Origin of the sequence: Streptomyces sp. C1-1, assembly GCF_050214755.1 — a bacterium.
Classification (GTDB): Bacteria; Actinomycetota; Actinomycetes; order Streptomycetales; family Streptomycetaceae; genus Streptomyces.
Window position 1 is genome coordinate 3,370,477 of the sequence record NZ_CP189826.1, and the last position, 23,977, is coordinate 3,394,453.

The 23,977-nt window shown below is 72.4% G+C and carries 21 protein-coding genes, 2 tRNA genes and 1 pseudogene; 11 read left to right on the forward strand and 13 right to left on the reverse strand.

Features of this window, described 5'->3' with window-relative positions:
- The first annotated feature begins 85 nt into the window (after window positions 1-85).
- A complete protein-coding gene (locus tag ACQF4J_RS15170) occupies window positions 86-1,951 on the forward strand; it encodes an HSP90 family protein (RefSeq protein ID WP_427165813.1) in 1,866 nt (621 codons plus the stop codon).
- The gene (locus ACQF4J_RS15175) at window positions 1,951-4,890 is read left to right on the forward strand and encodes a tetratricopeptide repeat protein (protein ID WP_427165814.1); all 2,940 of its coding nucleotides are present in this window, start codon (window positions 1,951-1,953) and stop codon (window positions 4,888-4,890) included. The genes ACQF4J_RS15170 and ACQF4J_RS15175 overlap by 1 nt, the downstream gene beginning before the upstream one ends.
- Window positions 4,891-4,900: 10 nt before the next feature.
- Here the strand turns inward: ACQF4J_RS15175 and ACQF4J_RS15180 are convergent, their stop codons facing one another.
- Window positions 4,901-6,643, reverse strand: coding sequence for a DAK2 domain-containing protein (locus ACQF4J_RS15180; protein WP_427165815.1), 1,743 nt, complete (start codon window positions 6,641-6,643; stop codon window positions 4,901-4,903).
- Window positions 6,644-6,900: 257 nt separating this feature from the next.
- Between ACQF4J_RS15180 and rpmB the strand changes: the two genes are divergently transcribed.
- The 3 genes and pseudogenes from rpmB (at window position 6,901) to ACQF4J_RS15195 (ending at window position 11,408) form a co-directional block, all read left to right on the forward strand.
- Window positions 6,901-7,086, forward strand: a complete 186-nt coding sequence (rpmB, locus tag ACQF4J_RS15185) for a 50S ribosomal protein L28 (protein WP_003993230.1) — start codon at window positions 6,901-6,903, stop codon at window positions 7,084-7,086.
- Window positions 7,087-7,196: 110 nt separating this feature from the next.
- A pseudogene (locus ACQF4J_RS15190) lies at window positions 7,197-10,177 on the forward strand (BTAD domain-containing putative transcriptional regulator).
- 34 nt (window positions 10,178-10,211) lie between these two features.
- Window positions 10,212-11,408 carry an FAD-dependent monooxygenase gene (locus ACQF4J_RS15195; RefSeq protein ID WP_351574211.1) on the forward strand — a complete coding sequence of 399 codons (1,197 nt, stop codon included), beginning with the start codon at window positions 10,212-10,214 and terminating at the stop codon, window positions 11,406-11,408.
- Here the strand turns inward: ACQF4J_RS15195 and thiD are convergent.
- A complete protein-coding gene (gene thiD / locus ACQF4J_RS15200; RefSeq protein WP_351574214.1) occupies window positions 11,396-12,193 on the reverse strand; it encodes a bifunctional hydroxymethylpyrimidine kinase/phosphomethylpyrimidine kinase in 798 nt (265 codons plus the stop codon). The two genes, ACQF4J_RS15195 and thiD, sit on opposite strands and share 13 nt — an antisense overlap.
- On the reverse strand, window positions 12,190-13,155 hold the full coding sequence (locus ACQF4J_RS15205; RefSeq protein ID WP_351802980.1) for a thiamine-phosphate kinase: 966 nt from the start codon (window positions 13,153-13,155) through the stop codon (window positions 12,190-12,192). Before ACQF4J_RS15205 ends, thiD begins: the two co-directional genes overlap by 4 nt.
- A gap of 206 nt (window positions 13,156-13,361) precedes the next feature.
- Here ACQF4J_RS15205 and ACQF4J_RS15210 point away from each other — a divergent pair, with 206 nt between their 5' ends.
- Together ACQF4J_RS15210 and ACQF4J_RS15215 are read left to right on the forward strand one after the other, a co-directional pair.
- Window positions 13,362-13,595 carry an Lrp/AsnC family transcriptional regulator gene (locus ACQF4J_RS15210; protein WP_030040983.1) on the forward strand — a complete coding sequence of 78 codons (234 nt, stop codon included), beginning with the start codon at window positions 13,362-13,364 and terminating at the stop codon, window positions 13,593-13,595.
- A gap of 20 nt (window positions 13,596-13,615) precedes the next feature.
- Window positions 13,616-14,104: a DUF3515 domain-containing protein gene (locus tag ACQF4J_RS15215; RefSeq protein ID WP_351574220.1), complete on the forward strand. Its 489-nt coding sequence runs from the start codon at window positions 13,616-13,618 to the stop codon at window positions 14,102-14,104.
- Window positions 14,105-14,118: 14 nt separating this feature from the next.
- On the opposite strand, the gene ACQF4J_RS15220 is transcribed toward ACQF4J_RS15215, so the two are convergent.
- Genes ACQF4J_RS15220 through ACQF4J_RS15230 form a run of 3 tightly spaced genes read right to left on the reverse strand, consistent with a single transcriptional unit; the run spans window position 14,119 to window position 17,116 of the window.
- Window positions 14,119-15,273, reverse strand: coding sequence for a D-alanine--D-alanine ligase family protein (locus tag ACQF4J_RS15220; RefSeq protein ID WP_351574223.1), 1,155 nt, complete (start codon window positions 15,271-15,273; stop codon window positions 14,119-14,121).
- A gap of 59 nt (window positions 15,274-15,332) precedes the next feature.
- Window positions 15,333-16,343 carry an NAD(P)H-dependent glycerol-3-phosphate dehydrogenase gene (locus ACQF4J_RS15225; RefSeq protein WP_351574226.1) on the reverse strand — a complete coding sequence of 337 codons (1,011 nt, stop codon included), beginning with the start codon at window positions 16,341-16,343 and terminating at the stop codon, window positions 15,333-15,335.
- Window positions 16,340-17,116 (reverse strand): lysophospholipid acyltransferase family protein, encoded by a 777-nt coding sequence (locus tag ACQF4J_RS15230; RefSeq protein ID WP_351574229.1) that lies wholly within the window; start codon window positions 17,114-17,116, stop codon window positions 16,340-16,342. Before ACQF4J_RS15230 ends, ACQF4J_RS15225 begins: the two co-directional genes overlap by 4 nt.
- Before the next feature lie 182 nt (window positions 17,117-17,298).
- On the opposite strand from ACQF4J_RS15230, the gene cofC reads away from it, so the two are divergent.
- Both cofC and ACQF4J_RS15240 read left to right on the forward strand, forming a co-directional pair.
- Window positions 17,299-17,937, forward strand: a complete 639-nt coding sequence (cofC, locus tag ACQF4J_RS15235) for a 2-phospho-L-lactate guanylyltransferase (protein WP_351574232.1) — start codon at window positions 17,299-17,301, stop codon at window positions 17,935-17,937.
- A 10-nt stretch (window positions 17,938-17,947) separates the two neighbouring features.
- On the forward strand, window positions 17,948-18,139 hold the full coding sequence (locus tag ACQF4J_RS15240; protein WP_200698409.1) for a hypothetical protein: 192 nt from the start codon (window positions 17,948-17,950) through the stop codon (window positions 18,137-18,139).
- Between the two features lie 61 nt (window positions 18,140-18,200).
- Here the strand turns inward: ACQF4J_RS15240 and ACQF4J_RS15245 are convergent, their stop codons facing one another.
- From ACQF4J_RS15245 to leuC, 4 genes are all read right to left on the reverse strand, one after another.
- The gene (locus tag ACQF4J_RS15245) at window positions 18,201-18,842 is read right to left on the reverse strand and encodes an HU family DNA-binding protein (protein ID WP_351574235.1); all 642 of its coding nucleotides are present in this window, start codon (window positions 18,840-18,842) and stop codon (window positions 18,201-18,203) included.
- A gap of 137 nt (window positions 18,843-18,979) precedes the next feature.
- A complete protein-coding gene (locus ACQF4J_RS15250; RefSeq protein ID WP_058922967.1) occupies window positions 18,980-19,210 on the reverse strand; it encodes a hypothetical protein in 231 nt (76 codons plus the stop codon).
- Between the two features lie 254 nt (window positions 19,211-19,464).
- Window positions 19,465-20,058, reverse strand: coding sequence for a 3-isopropylmalate dehydratase small subunit (leuD, locus tag ACQF4J_RS15255; RefSeq protein WP_351574238.1), 594 nt, complete (start codon window positions 20,056-20,058; stop codon window positions 19,465-19,467).
- A gap of 6 nt (window positions 20,059-20,064) precedes the next feature.
- Window positions 20,065-21,489 carry a 3-isopropylmalate dehydratase large subunit gene (gene leuC, locus ACQF4J_RS15260; RefSeq protein WP_351574241.1) on the reverse strand — a complete coding sequence of 475 codons (1,425 nt, stop codon included), beginning with the start codon at window positions 21,487-21,489 and terminating at the stop codon, window positions 20,065-20,067.
- A gap of 189 nt (window positions 21,490-21,678) precedes the next feature.
- Between leuC and ndgR the strand changes: the two genes are divergently transcribed.
- The gene (gene ndgR / locus ACQF4J_RS15265; RefSeq protein WP_026278050.1) at window positions 21,679-22,395 is read left to right on the forward strand and encodes an IclR family transcriptional regulator NdgR; all 717 of its coding nucleotides are present in this window, start codon (window positions 21,679-21,681) and stop codon (window positions 22,393-22,395) included.
- A gap of 86 nt (window positions 22,396-22,481) precedes the next feature.
- Here the strand turns inward: ndgR and ACQF4J_RS15270 are convergent, their stop codons facing one another.
- Window positions 22,482-23,003, reverse strand: coding sequence for a DUF4188 domain-containing protein (locus ACQF4J_RS15270; RefSeq protein WP_351802976.1), 522 nt, complete (start codon window positions 23,001-23,003; stop codon window positions 22,482-22,484).
- A gap of 87 nt (window positions 23,004-23,090) precedes the next feature.
- Between ACQF4J_RS15270 and ACQF4J_RS15275 the strand changes: the two genes are divergently transcribed.
- Window positions 23,091-23,735: a MerR family transcriptional regulator gene (locus ACQF4J_RS15275; RefSeq protein WP_351574247.1), complete on the forward strand. Its 645-nt coding sequence runs from the start codon at window positions 23,091-23,093 to the stop codon at window positions 23,733-23,735.
- A gap of 51 nt (window positions 23,736-23,786) precedes the next feature.
- Here the strand turns inward: ACQF4J_RS15275 and ACQF4J_RS15280 are convergent.
- Together ACQF4J_RS15280 and ACQF4J_RS15285 are read right to left on the reverse strand one after the other, a co-directional pair.
- Window positions 23,787-23,859 (reverse strand) — tRNA-Glu (locus ACQF4J_RS15280).
- 28 nt (window positions 23,860-23,887) lie between these two features.
- A tRNA-Gln gene (locus ACQF4J_RS15285) sits at window positions 23,888-23,959 on the reverse strand.
- Window positions 23,960-23,977 lie beyond the last annotated feature (18 nt).

Genomic DNA, 23,977 nt, shown 5'->3' on the forward strand with positions numbered 1-23,977 from the left:
CGCTCCGGCCATCCCCGCGGTCACCGCCCCACCCGGGACCGCCCGACCCCGCGCCGTCCGAAGTCCCCCCACCGGCGCTGCGACGATGGACTCCCAGACCTCGAAGTCATCCCAGCCGTCCCAGTCACCCCAGCCGTCCCACACCTTCCAGGTCGACCTGCGCGGCCTGGTGGACCTGCTCTCGCACCATCTGTACTCCAGTCCCAGGGTCTACCTGCGCGAGCTGCTGCAGAACGCCGTGGACGCCATCACCGCCCGGCGCGCCGAACAGCCAGACGCCCCGGCCCGGGTGCGGCTGTACGCGGAGGCCGGGTCGCTGCGGGTCGAGGACACTGGAGTGGGGCTCACCGAGGCGGACGTGCACAGCCTGTTGGCGACCATCGGGCGCAGCTCCAAGCGGGCCGAGGGCCTGGAAGCGGCTCGCTCCGACTTCCTCGGGCAGTTCGGCATCGGCTTGCTGGCCTGTTTCGTGGTGGCCGAGCGGATCCGGGTGGTCAGCCGCAGCGCCCGTACGCCGGACGCGGCGCCCGTGGAGTGGACGGCGAGCGACGACGGTTCGTACACGGTGCGGACGTTGGGGCCCGAGGCGCGGCCGGAACCGGGCACCACCGTGCATCTGGTGGCGCGGGCCGGTGCCGGGGAGTGGCTGGCGCCGGAGCGGGTGCTGACGCTGGCGCGGGACTTCGGGTCGCTGCTGCCGTACGACGTGCGGGTCGGCGAGGAGGCGGTCACCGACCTGCCGGCGCCCTGGGACCGCTCGTACGTCTCCCCCGCGGGCCGGCGCGTGGCGCTGGCCCGGCACTGCCACGAACTGTTCGGCTTCACACCGCTGGACTCGATCGAGCTGGACGTGCCGCTCGCCGGCATCCGGGGCGTGGCGTACGTCCTGCCGTCGGCGGTGAGCCCCGCCCAGCGGGCGACGCATCGCGTGCACCTCAAGGGCATGCTGCTGACGGAGCGGGCCGAACAGCTGCTGCCGGACTGGGCGTTCTTCGTGCGGTGCGTGCTGGACACGGACAGCCTGCGGCCGACGGCGTCGCGCGAGTCGCTGTACGAGGACGAGACGCTGGCCGCCGTGCGGGAGGCGCTCGGGGAACGGATACGTTCCTGGCTGACCGGGCTCGCGGCCGGGGATCCGGAGCGGCTGGCGGCCTTCCTGTCGGTGCACCACCTGGGCGTGAAGTCCCTGGCGCGGCACGACAGGGACATGCTGCGGACGATGCTGCCGTGGCTGCCCTTCGAGACGACCGACGGGCGGCTGTCCCTGGAGGAGTTCGCGCAGCGCCACCCGGTGGTCCACTTCACGCGGACGGTGGAGGAGTACCGGCAGGTCGCGCCGATCGCGTCCGCGCAGGGCATCGGGGTGATCAACGGCGGTTACACGTACGACAGCGAGCTCGTCGAGGCGCTGCCCTCGGTGCGGCCGGGGACGGTGGTCGCGGAGCTGGACGCGGACACCGTGACGGCTCATCTGGACGCGGTGGACCCGGTGGAGGAGCTGGCGCTGTCGGAGTTCCTGGCGGCGGCGCGGGCGAAGCTGGACTCCGTGCAATGTGACATTGCACTGCGCGCCTTCCACCCCATCTCCGTCCCCGCCCTCCACCTCGACGACCGCTCCGCCCGGCACGAACAGGCCCGCGCCGAGGCCGAGGAGCGGGCCGACGACCTGTGGGCGGGCATCCTCGGCTCGCTGCGCGGCAGCGCCCCGCGCGCGCGTCTGGTGCTCAACCACCTCAACCCGCTGGTCCGCAGGATCGGTTCGCTGGGCGACGCGGAGCTGATCGGCACCGCCATCGAGTCCCTGTACGGGCAAGCGCTGCTGATGGCGCAGCGGCCGCTCAGGCCGACGGACACCGCCCTGCTGAACCGGGCGTTCCTCGGCCTTCTGGAATGGGCCACCCACGGAGAGTCCACGCACGGAGAGTCCGCACACGGGGAGGACGGCCGCTGATGGCTGAGATCACGGACTTCGACTCCCTGCGCCGGGAGATGGCGGTCAACTCCGAACGGCCGGAGGGTCCCGCCCGCAACGCGCGCGCGGAGCAGTTGCTCGCCGAGGCCGAGAAGCTGGGCATCCCGCTCGCCGTGATCGAGGCGCTCGGACACCAGCTGAAGGTCTACAACTACAGCTCCGAGAAGGACAAGATGTTCGTCCCCTTCGCGCGCCTGCTGCGCATGTGGGACGAGCGGCCGGAGGACTTCGACGAGTACGAGACGCACTCGCTGCACTGGGTCTTCAAGTGGATGTCGTCCGGCATGCTCGACCAGCCGCACGTCCCGCTCGCCTCGATCGAGAAGTGGCTCGGCGAGATGGAGCACCGCTACCGGCTCGCGGGGCACTCGGAGAGGGCGGTGCGCGGCGCCGAGTTCAGTGTGGCCGCGCACGTCGGTGACGTCCCGCGCGCGGAGCGGGCGTACGCCGCCTGGCTGGCGGCGGACCGGGACAGCATGGCGGACTGCCACGCGTGCGAGCTGCACGGACAGGGCTGGTGGCAGGCGGAGCGGGGGCGGGACGCGGAGGCGCTGCTGCTGTGGCGGCCGGTCCTGGAGGGCGAGTTCAGCTGTGCGCACGAGCCGCACACGGTGCTCGCGTCGTCCCTGGTGCCGCTGCTGCGGCTGGGCCGTACGGACGACGCGCGCGCCAACCATCTGCGGGGCTTCCGGCTCGTGCGGCCGATGGAGAGCATGCGGGGCGCGTACGCGGACCACGTGGAGTTCTGCGCGCTGACCGGCAACGAGGCGCGCGGCCTGGAGCTGCTCGCGGAGCGGCCGGCGTACTTCACCGACACCGGCCATCCGCGCAGCCGGCTGGACTTCCTGGCCGTGGTGGCGCTGCTCATGGGCCGTCTGACCGAACTGGGCCTCGGCGACCGCGAGGTGCCCGGCCCCACCGGCCGGGCGTGGCGCGCGGCCGAGCTGGCCACGCACGCGCGTGCGGAGGCTCTCGCGCTGGCGGCCCGTTTCGACGAGCGCAACGGCACGGCGTACGTGAGTGAGCGGGCACGCGCGCGTATGGGGCAGCGTCCGCTGGCGGACCGGCTGCCGCTCGGTGTGCGCGCGGTGCGCCCGGTCTCCGTGCCCGTGCCGCCGGCACCGGTCCCGGCGGCCGCGGCGGCGGACGTGCCGGACCTGTCCGCGCTGTTGGCCGAGGCCCGACGCCTGTCGGACAGCCTGCGCCCGGACGCGGTCGAGGCGTGGGCGGCGGTCGCCCGGGCGGCCGAGGGCGTCGAGCTGGACGCGCGTGACCGCGCGGAGATCGTCGACCACGAGGCGATGGAGCGGGGCCCCGAGGGCGCCGAGCTCTTCGAGCGGGCGGCCGAGCTCTACGCCGCGGCGGGCGACCTGGGTGAGGCGCTGGCGGCACGCACGCGTGCGGCGTACGTACGCGCCCTGACGGGCCAGGTGGACGAGGCCCTGGCGGCGGTGGCCGAGCCCTACGACGAGATCCTCGCCCTGTACGCCGACGACGCCACCGGCGTACACCAGACGGCGTCGGTCCTCATGGGACGGGCACGGATCCTGATGCGGCGGGTGGTCGAGTCGGACGAGGCCCCGGAAGGCGACCGCGAGACGGTTCTGGGTGCCGCCGAGGCCGCTGTTCGCGAGTTGCTCGCGTTCGTCGGCGGGTACGACGGTGACGACGTGCGGATCGTCTCCCGGGACGCGGAGGCGCGGGCCATGCTCGCGGAGCTGGCGGTGCGGCGCGGGGATCTCGAAGAGGCCGTCGCGTTGTTCGGGCGGGCCTCGGCCGGCTTCGTGGGCGCGGGACTGCCCTGGTTCGCGGTGGAGTACGAGGCCCGGCTCGCCGGGCTGGCGCACCACCTGGGCGACATCGCCGAGGCGGAGCGGGCGCTGCGGGCGGCCCTCGCGCACGGCGGGCCGCATCTGGAGGCGGTCGGACGGGCCCAGTTGCATCTCCAGCTCGCCGAGGTGCTGGGCGGCCGTGGACAGGCCGTGGAGGCCGCCGAGCACGCCCTTGAGGCCGCGCACTGGGCCGACGAGGCCGGTGAGGGCCCGACCCTGGGCGCGTGGGCGCGGCACCAGCTGGGCGGACTGCTGCTGCGGCAGGGCAGGTGGGCCGAGGCCGCGGAGGTGCTGGAGTCGGCGCTGCCCGACCTCAGCGAGGAGACGCACGGCGACGGGGCGGTCGTACAGGCGCAGTGGTGGCTGGGTGACTGCCTGAGCGAGCTCGGCGAGCACCGGGAGGCGGCCGACCGGCGGCTGCGGGCCGCCGAGATCGCCCGGCACTGGCCCGAGCAGCACGACCACGCCACGCTCGCCCACCTCGCCGCCGAGTCGCTGGGAGCGGCGGGGCTGCCGGCCGAGGCGGAGCTGGCGTACGCGCGCGCGGGCGAGCTGTGGCGCGTGGTCGGCAACGTCCACGGACTGGTGCGCTCCCTGCGTGCCCGCGCGTGGCTGGCGCTGCGGGCGGACGACGGGGCGGACGCGGCGCGGCAGCTGATGGCGGGCGCGGTCCACGAGTGCGAGGCGGCGGCCGACGCAACGGACGACGAGGAGGCGCGGGAGCGGCTGGTCGCCGAACTCGGCCACACCCACCGCCAGTTCGGCGACCTGCTGGCCCGCTCGGCCGCGGAGGACGCCGACGACGACGCGATCCGGGCCACCCTGGAGGAGGCTCTGTCCCAGGTCGTCGAGGCCGCCGCGGTGTTCGCCTCCCTCGGGGAGGGTGCCCTGGACGGCCGTACCGGCGCCGAACTCGCCGCGGGCTGGCTGGAGACCGACCTCGGCCGCTCCGAGCGGGCGGCGGCACGCGCGCGTGCGGTCCTCGCCGCCTACGACGGAGCGGACGGCACCGACGAGACGGCGCAGGCGCGGCGGGCCGAGGCGGAGCAGATGCTGCAGGTGGCGCAGGAGCAGGAGGCCCGGTAGGCAGCGGCCGTCACTCCACGCCGATCAGGAGCAGCGCCCCCTGCCGTCCGCCCCGGTAGACCACGGTGTCCACGGCGAGGTGGGTCTCCCGCACGCGTGCCTCCAGATGGTCGGCGATGGACTCGGGCGCGTCGTCGCCGAGGACCAGGGTGACCAGCTCGCCGCCGGCCTGGAGCATGCGGTCCAGGACGGTCTCGGCGGCGGCGGTGACGTCCGAGCCGATCACGGCCACGTCCCCTTCGATGAGGCCGAGCACGTCACCGGCCTGGCAGATGCCGGCCATCGTCCAGGACTGGCGCTCGGCGACGCAGACCTCCGCGTAGCGGGTCGCGCCGGCCGCCGAGGTCATCGACACGACGTCCTCGTCGAAGCGGCGCTCCGGCTCGTGCACGGCGAGCGCGGCGATGCCCTGGACCGCGGAGCGGGTCGGGATCAGGGCCACCCGGATGCCCTCGGTGCGGGCCTGCTCGGCCGCCGCGGCCGCGGTGTGCCGCAGGTCCGCGTCGTTGGGCAGCAGCACGATCTCGCGCGCGTGGGCCCGTCGTACGGCGTCCACGAGTTCCCCGCTGGCGGGCGGCTCCCCGGGGCGGGCGAGGACCGTGGTGGCCCCGGCCTCGCCGTACAGCCCGGCCAGGCCCTCGCCGGGTACGACGGCCACCACCGCGCGCTGGACCCTGGGCCGCGGGGGCCGCCCGCCGCGGGCCGTGTGGACGTCCCCGGCGCCGAAGTGGGTGATCCTGATCCGGTACGGCCGCCCGGCCTCGACACCCGCCTCCACGGCGGCGCCCGCGTCGTCCACGTGTACGTGGACGTTCCACAGGCCGTCGCCGCCGACGACGACCAGGGAGTCCCCGAGGGCGTCCAGCCGTTCCCGCAGCCGCGCGACGGCCGCGTCCTCGGCCTCGAGGAGGTAGATCACCTCGAAGGCGGGGCCGTCCTCCTCCGCGGCGGAGGTGCCCGCCGCGCACTCACCGATGTCGTCCGGGCCGCCGTCCACGCGCGCGTGGGGCGCGGCAGCGTCCCCCTGTGGATCGCCTCCGGGCTCGTCCACCGTGTCCGTGGGGCCCGCGGCGGCCGCGACCGGCCTGGGCGTCTCCCCGGTGAACGTCTCCACCAGCGCCCCGAGCACCGCCACCAGTCCCCGGCCGCCGGCGTCGACCACCCCGGCACGTCTGAGGACGGCCAGCTGCCCCGGGGTCGCGGCGAGGGCGGCGCGCGCCCCTTCGTAGGCGGCCCTCGCCACCGTCCCGCAGTCGCCCTCTGCCGCGTGGGCCGCGTCCGCGGCTGCCGCGGCGACGGACAGGACCGTGCCCTCGACGGGATGCGCGACGGCCTGGCGGGCGGAGTCGGCTGCGTGCCGCAGGGCGAGCCGAAGACCGGCGCCGTCGGTGTGAGGCGTCTCACCGTCGGCGGCGAGGACCTGGGTCATGCCGCGCAGCAACTGGGCGAGGATCGTCCCGGAGTTGCCCTGGGCGCCTATCAGGGCCCCGTGCGCCATCGCACGCACGGCGTCGGCCAGCGCGGGCTTCCCCGATGCCCGGGAGTCCACCTCGTGGGCGGCGAAGACGGCCTCGACCGCCGCGACGGCGGACTCCACGGTGAGGTACAGGTTGGTGCCGGTGTCCCCGTCGGCCACGGGGTACACGTTGATCGCGTCGATCTCCTCGCGCGCGCTGCCGAGCGCCTCCAGCGCGAGGCCGCACCAGGTGCGCACCGCGAGAGCATCGAGGAATGTCTGCGGCACCTGCGCCACCTGCGCCTCCTGTAGCTGCTGGACTGGACGCAGCGTAGACCGCGGAGGGGTGTCCGCCGGAAGAGGGCCGGGGGCTGGCTCCTGATCAGCCATGGTAGTTTCGTTGTACTGGCGCAGTCGTTGTATGCTGCTCCGGTTGCCCGATGCAGATCGGGCTTTCCCACCTGGCAACGCCACTCAGATCACTGATCCTGCGATCTCGATCCCGGCATGCCGGGAACCAACCGTAAGTGCATCTGAAGTCTTTGGAGTGACCCGTGGCTGCCAACTGCGACGTCTGCGGCAAGGGGCCGGGCTTCGGCAACAACATCTCGCACTCGCACCGCCGTACGTCCCGTCGCTGGAACCCGAACATCCAGCGCGTCCGTACCGTGGTCGGCGGGACGCCGAAGCGCGTGAACGCTTGCACCTCGTGCATCAAGGCCGGCAAGGTCTCGCGCTGACGCCCACAGCTGAGCGCGCGGCCACTGCTGGTTCGCTGCACTGAGCCGGTCCACCGAGAGGTGGGCCGGCTTTTTGCCGTACCCGGCGGCGGACCTGACAGGCTGGGCGCATGCGCTTCGGGATCCTGGGCCCACTGGAGGTTCGCACCGACGACGGCCGCCCCGTCGACCCCGGCGGTCCCCGTCCCCGCGCCCTGCTCACGCTCCTGCTCCTCGACGCGGGCCGTACGGTCTCCGCCGAGCGCCTCGTCGACGGCCTGTACGGCACCCGGCCGCCGGCCGGTGCGGCGAACGCGCTCCAGTCGCAGGTCTCCCGCCTGCGCCGCCGGCTCGCCCCGCACACCGAGATCGAGGCGACCCCCGCCGGCTACCGCATCCTCACCGCTCCGGACACGGTCGACGCCCACCTGTTCGAGCAGCTGGCCGCACAGGCGCGTGCCGTCGCCGCGGATCCCCGGCAGGCAGCGGCGCGACTCGCCGACGCCCTCGCCCTGTGGCGGGGGCCGGCGCTGTCCGACCTCCCGGACGCGCAGGCCGAGGCCGCGCGGCTGGAGGAGTTGAGGCTCTCCGCGTTGCATGACCGGATCGAGGCGGATCTGGCGCTCGGGGGCGGCCCTGGACTCGTACCGGAGCTGCGGACGCTGCTCGCCGCCCATCCGCTGAGCGAACGGCTGTACGGACAGCTCATGCGGGCCCTGCGGGCCGACGGACGGCCCGCCGAGGCGCTGAGGGTGTACGAGGAGGCCCGGCGGACACTCGCCGACGAGCTGGGCGCGGACCCCTCGCCCGAGCTGGCGGCGCTGCACCTGGAGCTGCTCCAGGGGCGGAGCCCGGGCGCCCCCGCCTCCCGGTCCAGCTCACCCGGTTCGTCGGCCGCGAGCCCGAACTCGCCCGCATCGCCGCCCTCCTCACCGACTCCCGCCTGGTCACCCTCACCGGCCCGGGCGGAGCGGGAAAGAGCCGCCTGGCGATCGAGGCGGCCGCCGCACTGGCGGGATCCCCCGCACCCTGCTTCGTCGAGCTCGCCCCGGTCACCGACGGCGGGCGGATCGCGTACGCCGTGCTGGCCGCTCTCGGCATGCGTGACGGGTTCCGGTCGCCCGCCACCGACGTCACCGACCGTCTGCCGGCCGTCCTGGAGGACCGTGAGCTGCTGCTCGTCCTCGACAACTGCGAGCACCTCGTCGAGGACGCCGCCCGGCTGGCCTCGCTGCTGCTGTCCACCTGCCCCGGCGTACGGATCCTCGCCACCAGCCGTGAGTCCCTGGGGATCACCGGTGAGGTGCTGGTCCCCGTGCCGCCGCTGCCGCCGGAGCCGGCCGTCCGGCTCTTCCTCGACCGGGCCCGGGCCGTGCGCCCGGACTTCGTCGGCCACGCGCGCGTGGCCGACGTCTGCGCAGCCCTCGACGGGCTGCCCCTCGCCATCGAGCTCGCGGCGGCCCGGCTGCGCACCCTGACCCCGGACGAGCTGGCCGACCGCCTCGACGACCGGTTCCGGCTGCTCTCGCGCGGCGACCGCTCCAAGGCGCCCCGGCACCGCACCCTGCGCGCGGTCGTCGAATGGAGCTGGGACCTGCTGGACGAGGAGGAGCGGGAGCTGGCGCGGCGGCTGACGGTGTTCTCCGGGGGCGCGACCCTGGAGGCCGTCGAGGCGGTGTGCGGGCTGCCGTATCCGGAGGACGTGCTGGCGTCGCTGGTCGAGAAGTCGTTCCTGGAGGTGTCCGAGGGGCGCTACCGGATGCTGGAGACGATCCGGGTGTTCGCGGCGCAGGAGGCGCCGGACCTCGGGGACGCCCACGCCGCCTACTTCCTGCGGCTGGCCGAGCGGGCGGAACCGCACCTGCGCGGCGCCGAGCAGCTGCCCTGGCTGGCCCGGCTGGCCGCCGAGAGCGCCGATCTCGACACGGCACTGCGCCACCTCGTACGCCACGACCCCGCCGGCGCCCTGCGTCTCATGGGGCCGCTGTCCTGGTTCTGGCGGCTGCGCGGGGTGCACGGCGAACGGGTCGCGACGGCACGGGAATTGCTGGCCGCCGTCGGGGAGGAGCCGCCGCCCGGGCTGGAGGAGGAGTACGTCCTGTGCGCGATCAACGCGCTCTCCGGAGCGGGCGAGGAACCGGAGCTCATCGCACGGGTGGACGACGTCCTCGCGGCCTACCGGGGGCCGTTGCGGCTGCCGTACGTCCTCGTGCTGTGGGCGGTCGCGGCCGGTCCGCGGCCCGCGGCCGACGACCACGCCCTCGCCCTGGCCGGCGGCTCCCCCTGGGCGCAGGCCCTGCTCGACGTGGGCCTCGGCTTCCGGGCGCAGTTCGCGGGGCGGCCGCCGGAGGCCGAGGAGTTCTTCACGCGGGCGCTTCGGGGCTACCGGGCCACCGGTGACCGCTGGGGCCTGGCCAACTGCCTCGACCCGCTCGGCATGTTCGCCCACACGCGCGGTGAGACCGAGCGTGCTCTGGAACTGCTCGACGAGGGGCTGGCGTACGTGCGGGAGCTGGCCGCGCCGGAGGAGACCGCCGACCTGCTGCGCACCCGGGGCATCGTCCTGCTGCACCGGGGCGACGCGGCCGGTGCGGAGGGCCACTTCGAGGAGGCGCTGACCCTGGCGCGCGGCGCCGGGCTGCCCGACAAGGTGGCGGCCGCCCGGCGCGGCCTCGGCGACGTGGCCCGGCTGTCCGGGGACACGGCACGCGCGCGCGTGCATTACGAGGACGCCCTGCGGGAGTGCGCCGCCAACTGGTTCAGCGTCGGCGAGACCGTCCGCGCGCTCATCGGGCTCGGCCGCACGGCCGCCGCCGAGGGGCACACCGAGGAGGCGGTCGACTGGTTCCGGCAGGCGGCCGGTCTCGCCGTGGAGGGGCCGGGCGACCTGGAACTCGCCGACGCCGCCGAGGCCCTGGCGTCCGTCGCCGTCCCGGAGCGGGCGGCCGAACTGCTCGGCGCCGCGGCGGCCCTGCGCGGCGCCGGCAACGCGTTCGACCCCGATGTCGTACGCACCGAGCGGCACGCGCGCGCGGAACTGCCCGCGCGGGCGTACGACAAGGCCTTCGAGCAGGGGCGCGCCCTGCGGTCAGCGGCGGTCAGCGAACGGTAGGGGGACGGTCAGCGCCTCCGCCGAGGCTCTTCGCATGACGAAGAACCTCAGCGACCTCCGAGTCCTGATCTCCGGCGCGAGCGTCGCCGGCCCCGCCCTCGCCCTGAACCTGGCCCGTCTCGGCGCCCGGGTGACCGTCGTGGAGAAGGCTCCGGAACTGCGCGGCGGCGGCTTCGCGGTCGACTTCCGCGGCCACGTCCACCGCCGGGTCCTCACCTCCATGGGCATCTGGGACGAGATTCACGCCCGTCAGACCCACATGGGCCGCCAGACCGTGGTCGACGCGGACGGGAGGCCGCGCGTCGACCTGCCCGCGGACATGATGAGCGGCGACGTGGAGATCTTCCGCGGCGACCTCGCGCAGATCATGTACGAGCGGACCAAGGACGACGTCGAGTACGTCTTCGGCGACTCCGTCGCCACGATGGCCGAGGACGCGGACGGCGTCGACGTCACCTTCGACAAGGGCGCGCCCCGCCGCTTCGACCTGGTCGTCGGCGCGGACGGACTGCACTCCCGCACCCGTCGGCTGGTCTTCGGCGACGAGTCCCGCCATCTGCGCTTCCTCGACCACTACGTGGCCGGCTTCGACGCCCCCAACCACCTGGGCCTGGACCGCACCGGCCGCGTCTACAGCGAGCCCGGCCGCGCGATCGTCTTGGCCAACTACGACGGCGACCCGGAGCGCTGTCACGCGCTGCTGGTCTTCCGGTCCGGGGAACTGTCGTACGACCGCCGGGACCTCACGGCTGTCAAGCGGATCCTCATGGAACGTTTCGCCGGAATGGGCTGGGAGACCCCGGCCGTCCTCAAGGCCCTCGAACAGGCCGACGACGTGTACTTCGACGCCATCGCCCAGATCCACGTCGACCGCCTCACCAAGGGGCGTGTGGCGCTGCTCGGGGACGCCGGGTACGGGGCGACCATGGGCGGCATGGGGACGGGGGTGGCGATCGTCGGGGCGTACGTCCTCGCCGGTGAACTCGCCCTCGCGGGCGGTGACTTCCGCACCGCGTTCGCCGAGTACGAGAGCCGGGTCCGGGACTTCGCGAGGGGCTGCCAGAAGATCTCCGGCAACGCGGGCCCGTTCTTCGCCCCGCCGACCGAGCGGCGCATCCGCAGCCGGGACCGCATGTACCGGATCCTCGCCTCCCGCCCGCTGGCCCGCTTCTTCAAGCGGCTGACCGAGAAGGCGGCGACGGGCATCACGCTGCGGGACTACCCGTTCTGAGCCGTTCGCAGGGCCCAGCCGTGGTCGACGGGCCCGATCCCGCCGCCGAGCGCGAACCCGGCGGCGATCGCCCCGGTGACGTACTCCTTGGCGGCCCGTACCGCCTCCGGCACGGACTGCCCCTTCGCGAGCTGCGACGCGATCGCGGAGGCGAGGGTGCAGCCCGTGCCGTGCGTGTGCCGGTTGTCGTGGCGTGGGGCGCGCAGCCAGTGCTCCTCCGAGCCGTCGGTGAGCAGGTCCACGGCGTCGCCGGGCAGATGGCCGCCCTTGATCAGCACCCACCTCGGCCCGTACGCCAGGACGGCCGCCGCCGCCGGCCGCAGCTCGTCCTCCGACCGGACGCGCACACCGGTGAGTTGGGCGACCTCGTCGAGGTTCGGGGTGGCGACGGTGGCGACCGGGAGCAGTCGCTCGCGCATCGCGTCCAGGGCGGAGTCGGCGAGCAGCGGGTCCCCGTGCTTGGAGACGCCCACCGGGTCCACCACCGCCGGTGCGTGTGTCCCCGCGATCAACTCGGCGACCAGGGCGACCAGTTCGGCCGAGGCCAGCATGCCGGTCTTCACCGCCTGGACGCCGATGTCGTCGACGACGCTGCGGTACTGCGCCCGCACCGCCTCCGCGGGCAGCTGCCAAGCCCCCTGTACGCCACGGGAGTTCTGGGCGGTGACGGCCGTGACGACGCTCATGCCGTGCACGCCGAGCGCGAGCATCGTCTTCAGGTCGGCCTGGATCCCGGCCCCTCCGCCGGAGTCGGAGCCGGCGACCGTCAGCACCCGGGGCTTCACGACTCGATGTCCCCGAAGTGGTCCCAGCCGCCCTTGCTGGTCCACGGCGCCCCGTCGACCGTCACCTGGGGCAGCGCCGAGGGGTTGAGGACCTCGCCGATCACCTTCCAGCGGGCGGGCAGCTTCACGTCGGGCGGGAAGGTCGCCACGATCGCGTGGTCCTCTCCCCCGCTGAGCACCCACTGCATGGGGTCGACGCCGACGGCCTGCCCGATGTCGTTCATCTGCGAGGGGATGTCGATCGCGCCGGAGCGGATGTCGATGCGGACCTTGCTGGCCTCCGCGATGTGCCCGAGGTCGGCGATCAGCCCGTCGCTGACGTCGCACATCGCGGTCGCCCCGAGCCCGGCCGCGGCCGGTCCCGCGTGGTACGGCGGCTCCGGGCGCCGGTGCGCCTCCACGAACGCGCGCGGCGAGCGGAACCCCCGGGACAGCACGGCGTACCCGGCGGCGGACCAGCCGAGCCAGCCGGTGACCGCGACGAGGTCGCCGGGCTGGGCGCCGCCCCGGGTGACGGGTTCCTGGTTGCGCAGATCGCCGAGCGCGGTGATCGACACCACGATGGTGTCGCCCCGTACGACGTCGCCGCCCACCACCGAGGCGCCCGCGACCTGGCACTCGTCGCGCAGACCGTCCATCAGCTCGCTGGGCCAGGTCACCGGGAGTTCGGCGGGCACGACCAGGCCGAGCAGCAACGCGGTCGGGACGGCGCCCATGGCGGCGATGTCCGCGAGGTTCTGCGCGGCGGCCTTGCGGCCCACGTCGTACGCCGTGGACCAGTCGCGGCGGAAGTGCCGGCCCTCCAGCAGGATGTCGGTCGAGGCCACGACCCGGCGGTCGGGCGCGGCGACCACCGCGGCGTCGTCGCCGGGGCCGACCCGGACCGCCGGGGTGGTGGTGAGACGGGAGGTGAGCTCCCTGATGAGCCCGAACTCCCCGAGCTCACCAACAGTGCCCTTCATTGCCTCTGCTCCCCTTCTGTCCCGTGCCGTTCCCGGTCGCGCGTCATCAGTGTCCTCGATACGGTCGAGTTGTCCGTCAACCTGTGTCCTGCCCGCACCCCGGCGCGGGGACCACGGTCGCCGCGGGTCTCCCCGTGGCGAGCGGCGACGCGATACCGTGGCGTTCCTTTTCCCCACATGATCCTCGTGGCCGCCCTGGAGGTTCCGTGGTACAGGCGTACATCCTGATCCAGACGGAGGTCGGCAAGGCGTCGACCGTCGCCGAGACGATCAACAAGATCCCTGGGGTGATCCAGGCCGAGGACGTGACAGGACCCTATGACGTGATCGTGCGGGCGCAGGCCGACACCGTGGACGACCTCGGCCGCATGGTGGTCGCGAAGGTCCAGCAGGTGGACGGCATCACCCGCACCCTGACCTGCCCGGTCGTCCATCTGTAGCCCCCGTCTACCCTTGGCCGGTGAACTTCTTCCGTCACCGGCGCCGCACCCTTGCCGGGCTGCCCGCACTCGCCCTGCTCACTGCCGTGGGCTGCTCATCAGCAGACGACGGTGCGTCGGCGGCGGTTCCCTCGCCGGGCGCGAAGGTCACCGGGTGGTGCGAGAAGCTGGACAAGTCCCTGCCGTCCGAGGTCGACGGTCGGGATCGCCGGGATCCCACGCCCGCGTCCGCGCTGACCGCGGGCTGGGGGAACCCGGCGATCATACTGCGCTGCGGCGTCGACCGGCCCGCGAAGATGGGTGATCCCGAGGCCGACGGGGTCGAGGTGAACGGCGTGGGGTGGCTGCTGGAGAAGCAGGGCGACGGCTCGTTCCGCTTCACGACGACCCTGCGCAAGGCGTACGTCGAGGTCACCATCCCCAAGACCCGCACCGCGGACGGCATGTCCCCGCTCGTCGACCTGGCCCCGGCCGTGAAGAAGGCGATCCCCGAGGGGATCGCCGACTAGTACCCCGCGCGGGGTCAGCGCAGGCCGGTCGGCCTGCGCAGGGCCGCCTGGATGAGGCGGTCGACGAGTTCCGGGTAGGTGACGCCGCTCGCCTGCCACATCTGCGGGTACATCGAGATGGGCGTGAAGCCGGGCAGCGTGTTGATCTCGTTGATCACGAAGCCCTCGTCGGTGAGGAAGAAGTCCGCGCGGACCAGTCCCTCGCACGAGGCCGCCTCGAAGGCCTCCACGGCGAGGCGCTGGACCTCGGCCGTCTCCTCGGGGGTCAGCGGCGCGGGCACGATCCCGGGGGTGGAGTCGATGTACTTCGCCTCGAAGTCGTAGTACGCGTGCTCCTGCGGCGGCGGGATCTCGGCCGGGACGCTCGCCCGCGGACCGTCCTCGAACTCCAGCACCCCGCACTCGATCTCGCGTCCCCGCAGAGCGGCCTCGACGAGGATCTTCGGGTCGTGCCGCTGAGCCTCGGCGATCGCGTCGCCGAGCCCGGCGATGTCGTCGACCTTGGTGATGCCGATCGACGAGCCCGCGCGGGCGGGCTTCACGAACAGCGGCCAGCCGTGCTCGCCGGCGAAGTCGACGATCTTCTTGCGGGCGGCGGCCTCGTCGCGCTCCCACTCGCGCGGCCGGATCACCACGTACGGGCCCACCCTGAGCCCGAAAGAGGTGAACACCCGCTTCATGTACTCCTTGTCCTGGCCGACGGCCGAGGCGAGCACACCCGCGCCGACGTACGGCACGCCGGACAGCTCCAGCAGCCCCTGCAGGGTGCCGTCCTCGCCGTAGGGGCCGTGCAGGACGGGGAAGACGACGTCGACCTCACCGAGCGCCTTGGGCACCGATCCGGGTTCGCTGACGACGACTTCACGGTTGCCGGGGTCCAGCGGGAGCACCACGCCGCCCTGGCTCGACTCGGCCACGTCCTCGACCTCGGGCGTACGGCGGTCGGTGATCGCCATGCGTTCCGGTTCGTCGGCGGTCAGGGCCCAGCGTCCTTCCCGCGTGATGCCGATCGGCAGGACGTCGTACTTGGTCCGGTCGATGGCCTTGAGGACGGCGCCCGCGGTGACCACGGAGATCCCGTGTTCGGAGCTGCGCCCACCGAACACGACGGCCACGCGCGGCTTGCGAGGCGGCTGCTCAGGGCTCTGGGGAAGGTTCTCGGTGCTCATATCGGGTTGAGAGTACCCGTTGGTAGTGCCCTGAGACAGCGTGCCACCGGCGGCGTCGCTCAGCGTCGTTCGGGCTTCGCGCTGCGCGACATCAGCTCCTTGACGGCGACCACCGGAGGCTTGCCCTCGTGCACGATGGCGACGACCGTCTCGGTGATCGGCATGTCGACGCCGTGCCGGCGAGCCAGATCCAGCACGGACTCGCAGGACTTGACGCCCTCGGCGGTCTGCTTGGTGACCGCGATGGTCTCCTGCAGGGTCATGCCCTTGCCGAGGTTGGTGCCGAAGGTGTGGTTGCGCGACAGCGGCGAGGAGCAGGTCGCGACCAGGTCGCCGAGGCCCGCGAGTCCGGCGAACGTCAGCGGGTCGGCGCCCAGCGCGACACCGAGCCGCGTGGTCTCCGCGAGCCCGCGCGTGATGAGCGAGCCCTTGGCGTTGTCGCCGAGGCCCATGCCGTCGGCGATGCCGACGGCGAGACCGATGACGTTCTTCACGGCGCCGCCGAGTTCGCAGCCGACGACGTCGGTGTTGGTGTACGGCCTGAAGTACGGGGTGTGGCAGACGGCCTGCAGCCGCCGCGCGACCGCTTCGTCGGTGCAGGCGACCACGGCGGCGGCCGGCATCCGGGCGGCGATCTCCCGGGCGAGGTTGGGCCCGGTGACGACGGCGATGCGGTCCGCGCCGACCTTGGCGACGTCCTCGATCACCTCGCTCATCCGCATGGTGGAGCCGAGTTCGACGCCCTTCATCAGCGACACCAGGACCGTGCCGGGCGCGAGCAGCGGCACCCATTCGGCGAGGTTGGCGCGCAGGGTCTGGGAGGGCACCGACAGGACCGTGAAGTCGGCGCCCGCGGCGGCCTCGGCGGGGTCGGTGGTGGCCCGCACGTTCTCCGGGAGCTCCACGCCGGGGAAGTAGTCGGGGTTCGTGCGGCGGGAGTTGATGGCCTCGGCCACCTCCGGGCGCCGGGCCCACAGGGTGACCTCGCACCCCGCGTCGGCCAGCACGATCCCGAACGCGGTGCCCCACGAACCGGCGCTGAAGACGGCCGCCTTGACGGGCTTGCTCACGTGCTCTGCCCCTCTTCCTGCTCTGCCTTGGCCTGCGTCTGCGCCTGCGTCCTGCGCCGCTGCTCGATCCGCTCCCGGCGCGGGTCGTAAGGGGTCTCCGGCGCCTTCTCGCCGCGGATCTCCTCCAGCTGGCGGGTGATGGCGGCCATGATGACCTCGGTGGCCTCCTTGAGGACCTCCGCGGTCATCTCCTTGTCGTAGAAGCGCGAGAGGTCCACGGGCGGGCCCGCGAGCACATGGTGGGTCTTGCGGGGCAGGACGTACGCCTTCTTGCTGTACGGCGGCAGCAGTTCGTTGGCTCCCCACTGGGCGATGGGGATCACCGGGCACTTGGTCTGCAGGGCGACCCGGGCGGCACCCGTCTTGGCCGTCATGGGCCAGCCGTTCGGGTCCCGGGTGATCGTTCCCTCGGGGTAGAACACGACGCACTCGCCGCGCTCGACGGCGGCGACAGCGGCGCGGAACGCGCTGAGCGCGTCCGTGGACTCGCGGTAGACGGGGATCTGTCCGGTGCCGCGCATCGCGGCACCGACGAATCCCTTCTTGAAAAGGCCACTCTTCGCGAGGAATCGCGGAACCCGTCCGGTGTTGTACTGATAGTGCGCGTAGGCGAAGGGATCCACGTGGGAATTGTGGTTCACCGCGGTGATAAATCCGCCCTCGGCCGGAATGTGCTCCATTCCGCGCCAGTCCCGCTTGATCAGAGCCACCAGCGGCGGTTTGCAGATCACCGCGGCGAAGCGGTACCAGAAGCCGATTCTGCGGCGGGGCACGCGCGCACCTTCCTCTAGGGGCCAAGGACGTCGGCCCGGGAGATCGGACCTGGGGGCCGCACAAGTGTCGCCCCAGGCCGCCGGTCTGTCGAGAACACCGTACGCCCCGACGGCTCGGCCGCCAGATGGCCCAGGTGACGGCTGAGTGACAATGACCGCGACAGGAGAGGGGCGGAACGCTCGTGCAGTGGACGTTGGTCATACCCCTGAAACCCTTGGCGCGGGCCAAGAGCAGGCTCTCGGACACCGCCCATGCCGGGGTCCGCCCGAGTCTCGCCCTCGCGTTCGCACAGGACACCGTGGCGGCCGCGCTGGCCTGCCCGGCGGTGAAGGATGTGGCGGTCGTCACGGACGACGCCCTGGCGGGCCGCGAGCTGGCCGCGCTCGGCGCCCGCATCGTCGCCGACGAGCCGCGAGGCGGGCTCAACGTGGCGCTGGCGCACGGCGCGGCCGTCGTCCGCGCCGACCGCGCCGACAGCGCCGTGGCCGCCCTGAACGCCGATCTGCCGGCGCTGCGCCCAATGGAACTGTGCCGGGTCCTGGACGCGGCCGCGGAATTCCCGCGCGCTTTCCTGGCCGATGCGGCCGCAATCGGCACCACTCTGCTGGCCGCGTCGCCCGCGCAGGAATTGCGCCCCGATTTCGGCTCGGATTCCCGCGCCCGGCACCGCGCGTCCGGTGCCGCGGAACTGGCGCTCACGGAGGTGGATTCCGTACGCCAGGACGTGGACACCGGCGACGACCTGCGCGCGGCGCTGGCCCTCGGAGTGGGGCGCCGGACGGCCGCGGTGGCCGCGCAGTTGCTGATCCCCGGGCAGTAGGCTGCGCATCATGCAGGCCACCGCATACACGTACGACCCCGAGACCCGCAGCGGGCAGGTCCTCCTGGACGACGGCACGCCGATGCCCTTCGACAGGGAGGCGTTCGACGCGGGCGGTCTGCGGCTGCTGCGCCCCGGTCAGCGGGTGCGTGTCGAGACCAGCGGCCGGCGCATCACCCTGATCACGCTCCAGACGTTCTGAAAACGCCGCGGGCCGGACTCCGTCACGGAGTCCGGCCCGGCGCGTGAGTGCCCCTGTGCCCTTACCTCTTGCGGGCCGTGGCCTTCTTGGCGGTGGTGGTGCGAGCCGTCGACTTCTTGGCGGGGGCCTTCTTGGCCGTCGCCTTCTTCGCCGGGGCGCTCTTGGCCGCGGCCTTCTTGGCGGTGGTCTTCTTCGCCGCGGTGGTCTTGGCGGCGCCCGTGGTCTTCTTGGCCGTCGTCTTCTTGGCGGTGGTCTTCTTCGCGGCGGCGGCCGTGGTCTTCTTGGCCGTCGTCTTCTTCGCGGTGGCCTTCTTCGCGGCGCCCGTGGTCTTCTTCGCCGCGGCCTTCTTGACGGTCGCGGTCGCGCCGCCGGTCAGGCTCCCCTTGGGGGCCTTCTTGACGGCGACCTCGCCGCCGCGCGGGAGCTTCTTCGAGCCGCTGACCAGGTCCTTGAAGCCCTGGCCCGCGCGGAAGCGCGGAACGGAGGTCTTCTTGACCCGAACCCGCTCGCCCGTCTGGGGGTTGCGGGCGTAGCGAGCCGGACGGTCGACCTTCTCGAACGAACCGAAGCCGGTGACCGAGACCCGGTCTCCGGCGACGGTCGCGCGGACGATGGCGTCCAGGACCGCGTCGACAGCGTCGGCGGCCTGCTGGCGGCCGCCCAGCTTGTCGGCAATCGCTTCTACGAGCTGCGCCTTGTTCACGTCTTCCCCTTCGGAGACATCGCCAGAACGAAAGTGTTCAAGCTTTTTCGCACGTTAGGCAGATATATACCGCAAATCAAACACGAAACGGGCTTATCACCCATGCGCCGCAACGAACTCGGCTGCCCCGGCTGCGATCAGCGGTCCTCTTCGGGGATTCGTCCCTCGTCGAGGTCCGCGGTGAACGCCTCCAGTCGCCTTGCCGCGTCGGCGAGATCGTGCTTGGCCGCGGCCGTAATGACCAGCAGCTTCCGGGTCAGCGCCATCCGTACGCCCTCCGGGACTTGCAGTGCGCGCACCCTTGAGTGCGCTTCCTTGAGTCGGTCCGCGACTGCCGCATAGAGCTCGAGTTGGCCGTCGTGTTCCATGCACAGATTGTGCCATCTGGGGCGAGTTGTCGCCTGCCCAGGGTGCAACTGCCACCTCAAACGGCCGTCCGGGCGTATGCGGAAGTCACGGCTACGAACCTCGCGTACCCCGGCAACAACCGTTCTAACGTGGGAAGTTGAACAAAGGCCAGCCTTCGTGCGGGACCGTTCGGGTGCAGAAACGGCAGTACCCCCGATCGGAGCCGATCGGGGGTACTGAGTGGCTGAAACTGGTCTTGCCCGGCTGCCGGGGATCAGACCTGGAGCGTCTGCGGCTTGTACGACGGCCGCTTCGCCTCGTACGCGGCGATGTCGGCCTCGTTCTGGAGGGTGATGGAGATGTCGTCCAGCCCGTTCAGCAGCCGCCAGCGGGAGTTCTCGTCGAGCTCGAAGGAGGCGGTGATGCCCTCGGCACGCACCTCACGCGCCTCAAGGTCCACGGTGACCTCAGCAGTGGGGTCCTTCTCGGTGAGGTCCCACAGCGCGTCCACGATCTTCTGCTCCAGAACCACCGTGAGCAGGCCGTTCTTGAGCGAGTTGCCGCGGAAGATGTCCGCGAAGCGGGAGGAGATCACGGTCTTGAAGCCGTAGTTCTGCAGCGCCCACACCGCGTGCTCACGGGAGGAGCCGGTGCCGAAGTCGGGGCCGGCGACCAGGACCGTGGCGCCCTGCCGCTCGGGGCGGTTGAGGATGAAGTCCGCGTCCTTGCGCCAGGCCTCGAACAGACCGTCCTCGAAGCCGTCCCGGGTCACCTTCTTGAGCCAGTGAGCAGGGATGATCTGGTCGGTGTCGACGTTGGAGCGACGCAGCGGGACGGCCCGGCCGGTGTGCTTGGTGAATGCTTCCATGACTGATCAGACTCCAGCGGGCGCGGGGGCTTCGGACAGGTCGGCGGGCGAGGCCAGGTGACCCAGCACGGCGGTCGCGGCGGCGACCTGCGGCGAGACCAGGTGCGTACGGCCGCCCTTGCCCTGCCTGCCCTCGAAGTTGCGGTTGGAGGTGGACGCGGAGCGCTCACCGGGAGCCAGCTGGTCGGGGTTCATGCCCAGGCACATCGAGCAGCCGGCGTGCCGCCACTCGGCGCCCGCCTCCTTGAAGACGACGTCCAGACCCTCGGAGACGGCCTGCAGACCGACACGGGCGGAGCCGGGGACGACCAGCATCCGTACCCCGTCGGCGACTTTGCGGCCCTTGAGGAGGTCGGCGGCGGCGCGCAGGTCCTCGATGCGGCCGTTCGTGCACGAACCTACGAAGACGGTGTCCACGTTGATCGAGCGCAGCGGCTGTCCGGCCTCCAACCCCATGTATTCCAGGGCCTTTTCGGCGGCGAGGCGCTCCGAAGCGTCTTCGTACGAAGCGGGATCGGGGACGGACGCCGAAAGCGGCGCGCCCTGACCGGGGTTGGTGCCCCAGGTGACGAACGGCGACAGCGAAGCGGCGTCGATGACGACCTCGGCGTCGAACTCGGCGTCCTCGTCCGTCCTCAGCGTCTTCCAGTACGCGACGGCGGCGTCCCAGTCCAAGCCCTCGGGGGCGTGCGGGCGGCCCTTGAGGTACTCGAAGGTGGTCTCGTCGGGGGCGATCATGCCCGCGCGGGCGCCGGCCTCGATCGACATGTTGCAGATGGTCATGCGGGCCTCCATCGAGAGCTTCTCGATGGCGGAGCCGCGGTACTCCAGGATGTAGCCCTGTCCGCCGCCCGTGCCGATCTTGGCGATGATCGCCAGGATCAGGTCCTTGGCGGTGACGCCGTCGGGCAGCTCGCCGTCGACCGTGATCGCCATGGTCTTCGGGCGGGCCAGCGGCAGCGTCTGGGTGGCCAGCACGTGCTCGACCTGCGAGGTGCCGATGCCGAACGCCAGCGCGCCGAAGGCGCCGTGGGTGGAGGTGTGGGAGTCGCCGCAGACCACGGTCGTGCCCGGCTGGGTCAGACCCAGCTGGGGGCCCACCACGTGCACGACGCCCTGCTCGACGTCGCCCAGCGGGTGCAGCCGCACCCCGAACTCGGCGCAGTTCTTGCGCAGCGTCTCCAGCTGGACCCGGGAGACCGGGTCCGCGATCGGCTTGTCGATGTCGAGGGTCGGGGTGTTGTGGTCCTCGGTCGCGATGGTGAGGTCGAGACGGCGCACCGGGCGGCCGTTCTGCCGCAGCCCGTCGAAGGCCTGCGGGCTGGTCACCTCGTGCAGGAGGTGGAGATCGATGAAGAGGAGGTCGGGCTCGCCCTCGGCGCGCCGGACGACGTGGTCGTCCCAGACCTTCTCCGCGAGTGTCCTACCCATCGCTTTCCCTCCGGCCGGCAAACGTCCACCGGCCCAACTAGAGATCTTGAGGAGACGGCGCACCGGCCCCTGTTCACGGGCAACCGTCATCCGGCCCGTTCGGTCAGCGGGCCGCTGTGGATACAAGGGTTGCGCGTCTCACGAAAAAAGGAACTTGCGTTTCACAGAGTGAGACGTGAGTATCGTTGCATGGACAACAGTAGCGGCGTCGGCGTTCTGGACAAGGCAGCCCTTGTCCTGAGCGCCCTGGAGTCCGGCCCGGCCACCCTCGCGGGACTGGTGGCGGCCACCGGACTGGCACGACCAACGGCCCACAGACTGGCCGTGGCCCTGGAGCACCACCGCATGGTGGCACGCGACATGCAGGGCCGTTTCATTCTCGGCCCGCGACTGGCCGAACTCGCGGCGGCGGCCGGCGAGGACCGGCTGCTCGCGACGGCCGGCCCGGTCCTCACCCACCTGCGGGACGTCACCGGCGAGAGCGCCCAGCTCTACCGCCGCCAGGGCGACATGCGCATCTGCGTGGCCGCGGCGGAACGCCTGTCCGGCCTTCGGGACACGGTCCCGGTCGGCTCGACGCTCACCATGAAGGCCGGTTCCTCCGCACAGATCCTGATGGCCTGGGAGGAGCCCGAGCGCCTCCACCGCGGCCTGCAGGGCGCCCGCTTCACGGCGACGGCCCTGTCGGGCGTACGGCGCCGCGGCTGGGCCCAGTCCATCGGCGAGCGCGAGCCGGGCGTCGCGTCCGTCTCGGCACCCGTACGCGGCCCGTCCAACCGCGTGGTGGCCGCCGTGTCGGTCTCCGGCCCCATCGAGCGCCTGACCCGCCACCCGGGCCGTATGCACGCCCAGGCCGTCATCGACGCCGCCGCCCGCCTCTCGGAGGCCCTGCGCCGCTCGGGGTGAGCCCGGCGCCCCTGCGACGGGAACGTCATCGGGGAGGGCCCGCCCCAACGCCGCGGCAGGCCCTCCCCGATCCCCCGATCCCCCGTTCAACCGGCCTTCTCGGCCGCCTTCCGCCCCGACCGGTGCGCGAACCGGTCCTCGGCGTAGCGGCCCCGCCGCTCCAGCGGCACCTGCCCGTGAGCCCCGGCCAGCCCGAACGCCGGCATGTCGAGGTAGATCGCCTCGTACGACCCCTCGGGCACCACGTACGCCTCGTGCCACAGCCCCACGTGCCCGCGCGTCTTCCCGGCGCGCTCCTTGCGGTTGACGATCGCCCACGCCCGGTGGTGGAACATCTCGGGCGAGTGCGCGTAGGCGTACAGCTTCTCCTTGGACTCCCAGTACTGGACCACGTAGTACGTCCGCGGCGAGGCCGTCAGCATCACGTGCCCCAGCAGCCCCCGGTCACGGTTCCGCGCAAGCTCCCCAAGCATGCGGACCATCGCCAGCATGACCGGCAGCCACTGGTGCACCGCCCAGAAGCGGTTGACCCGCATCCCGATGAGCAGGACCACCACGTCCCCCTCGGTATCCGCGGTCGTGCGACCCAGCACCGGTTTCGTGAACATGGCAGCCCCCTGCACTCCGTCGGATAGCGGCACTATCCTTCTGGTCGATGCTTGGATAGTGACACTTCCCAAGGAGAGGCGCAAGAGATGCGGCTGGCGGAGCTCAGCGAACGCAGTGGGGTGTCCACCGCGACGATCAAGTACTACCTGCGCGAGGGCCTGTTGCCGCCCGGCCGCCAGCTCAACGCGACGACCGCCGAGTACGAGGAGGAGCACCTGCGCCGGCTGCGGCTGGTGCGCGCGATGATCCAGGTCGGCCGCATCCCGGTGGCGACGGTCCGCGAGGTGCTGGGACACGTGGACGACGACTCCCTGGGCCGCACGATCCGCCTGGGCGCGGCCCTGTGGGCGCTGCCGCAGGTGCCGGAGCCGGACGAGGAGGACGAGTACGTGCAGGCCGCGCACCGGGAGATCACCGCGCTCCTGGACCGACTGGGCTGGCGGAACGCCAAGCAGCTCTCGACGATCTCCCCCGCGTACCGCTCCCTGGTCGTGGGGGTGGCCGCGTTCCGCCGGCTCGGCTACGGCTGGGGGGCCGAACAGCTGGCCCCGTACGCCGAGTTGATGCACCGGACGGCCGTCCTCGACCTGGACAACATGGAGGCGTACCCCTCGGAGCCCGAGCGGGTCGAGTTCGCCGTCCTGGGGGCGATCCTCAACGAGCCGGTGCTGCAGGCGCTGCACCGGCTGGCCCAGGAGGAGGAGTCGGCACGGCGGTACGGCTTCAAGTGAGCCGGGACACGAAGAAGGCCCTCCACCGAAGTGGAGGGCCTTCCCGGTTTGTACCCCCGACCGGATTCGAACCGGCGCTACCGCCTTGAGAGGGCGGCGTGCTAGGCCGCTACACAACGGGGGCCTGGACTCTGCGTTTCCGCAGGCCCGAGCTGGTCTACCTGGACTCGAACCAAGACTAACTGAACCAGAATCAGTCGTGCTGCCAATTACACCATAGACCAATGATGGTTTAGACCAGT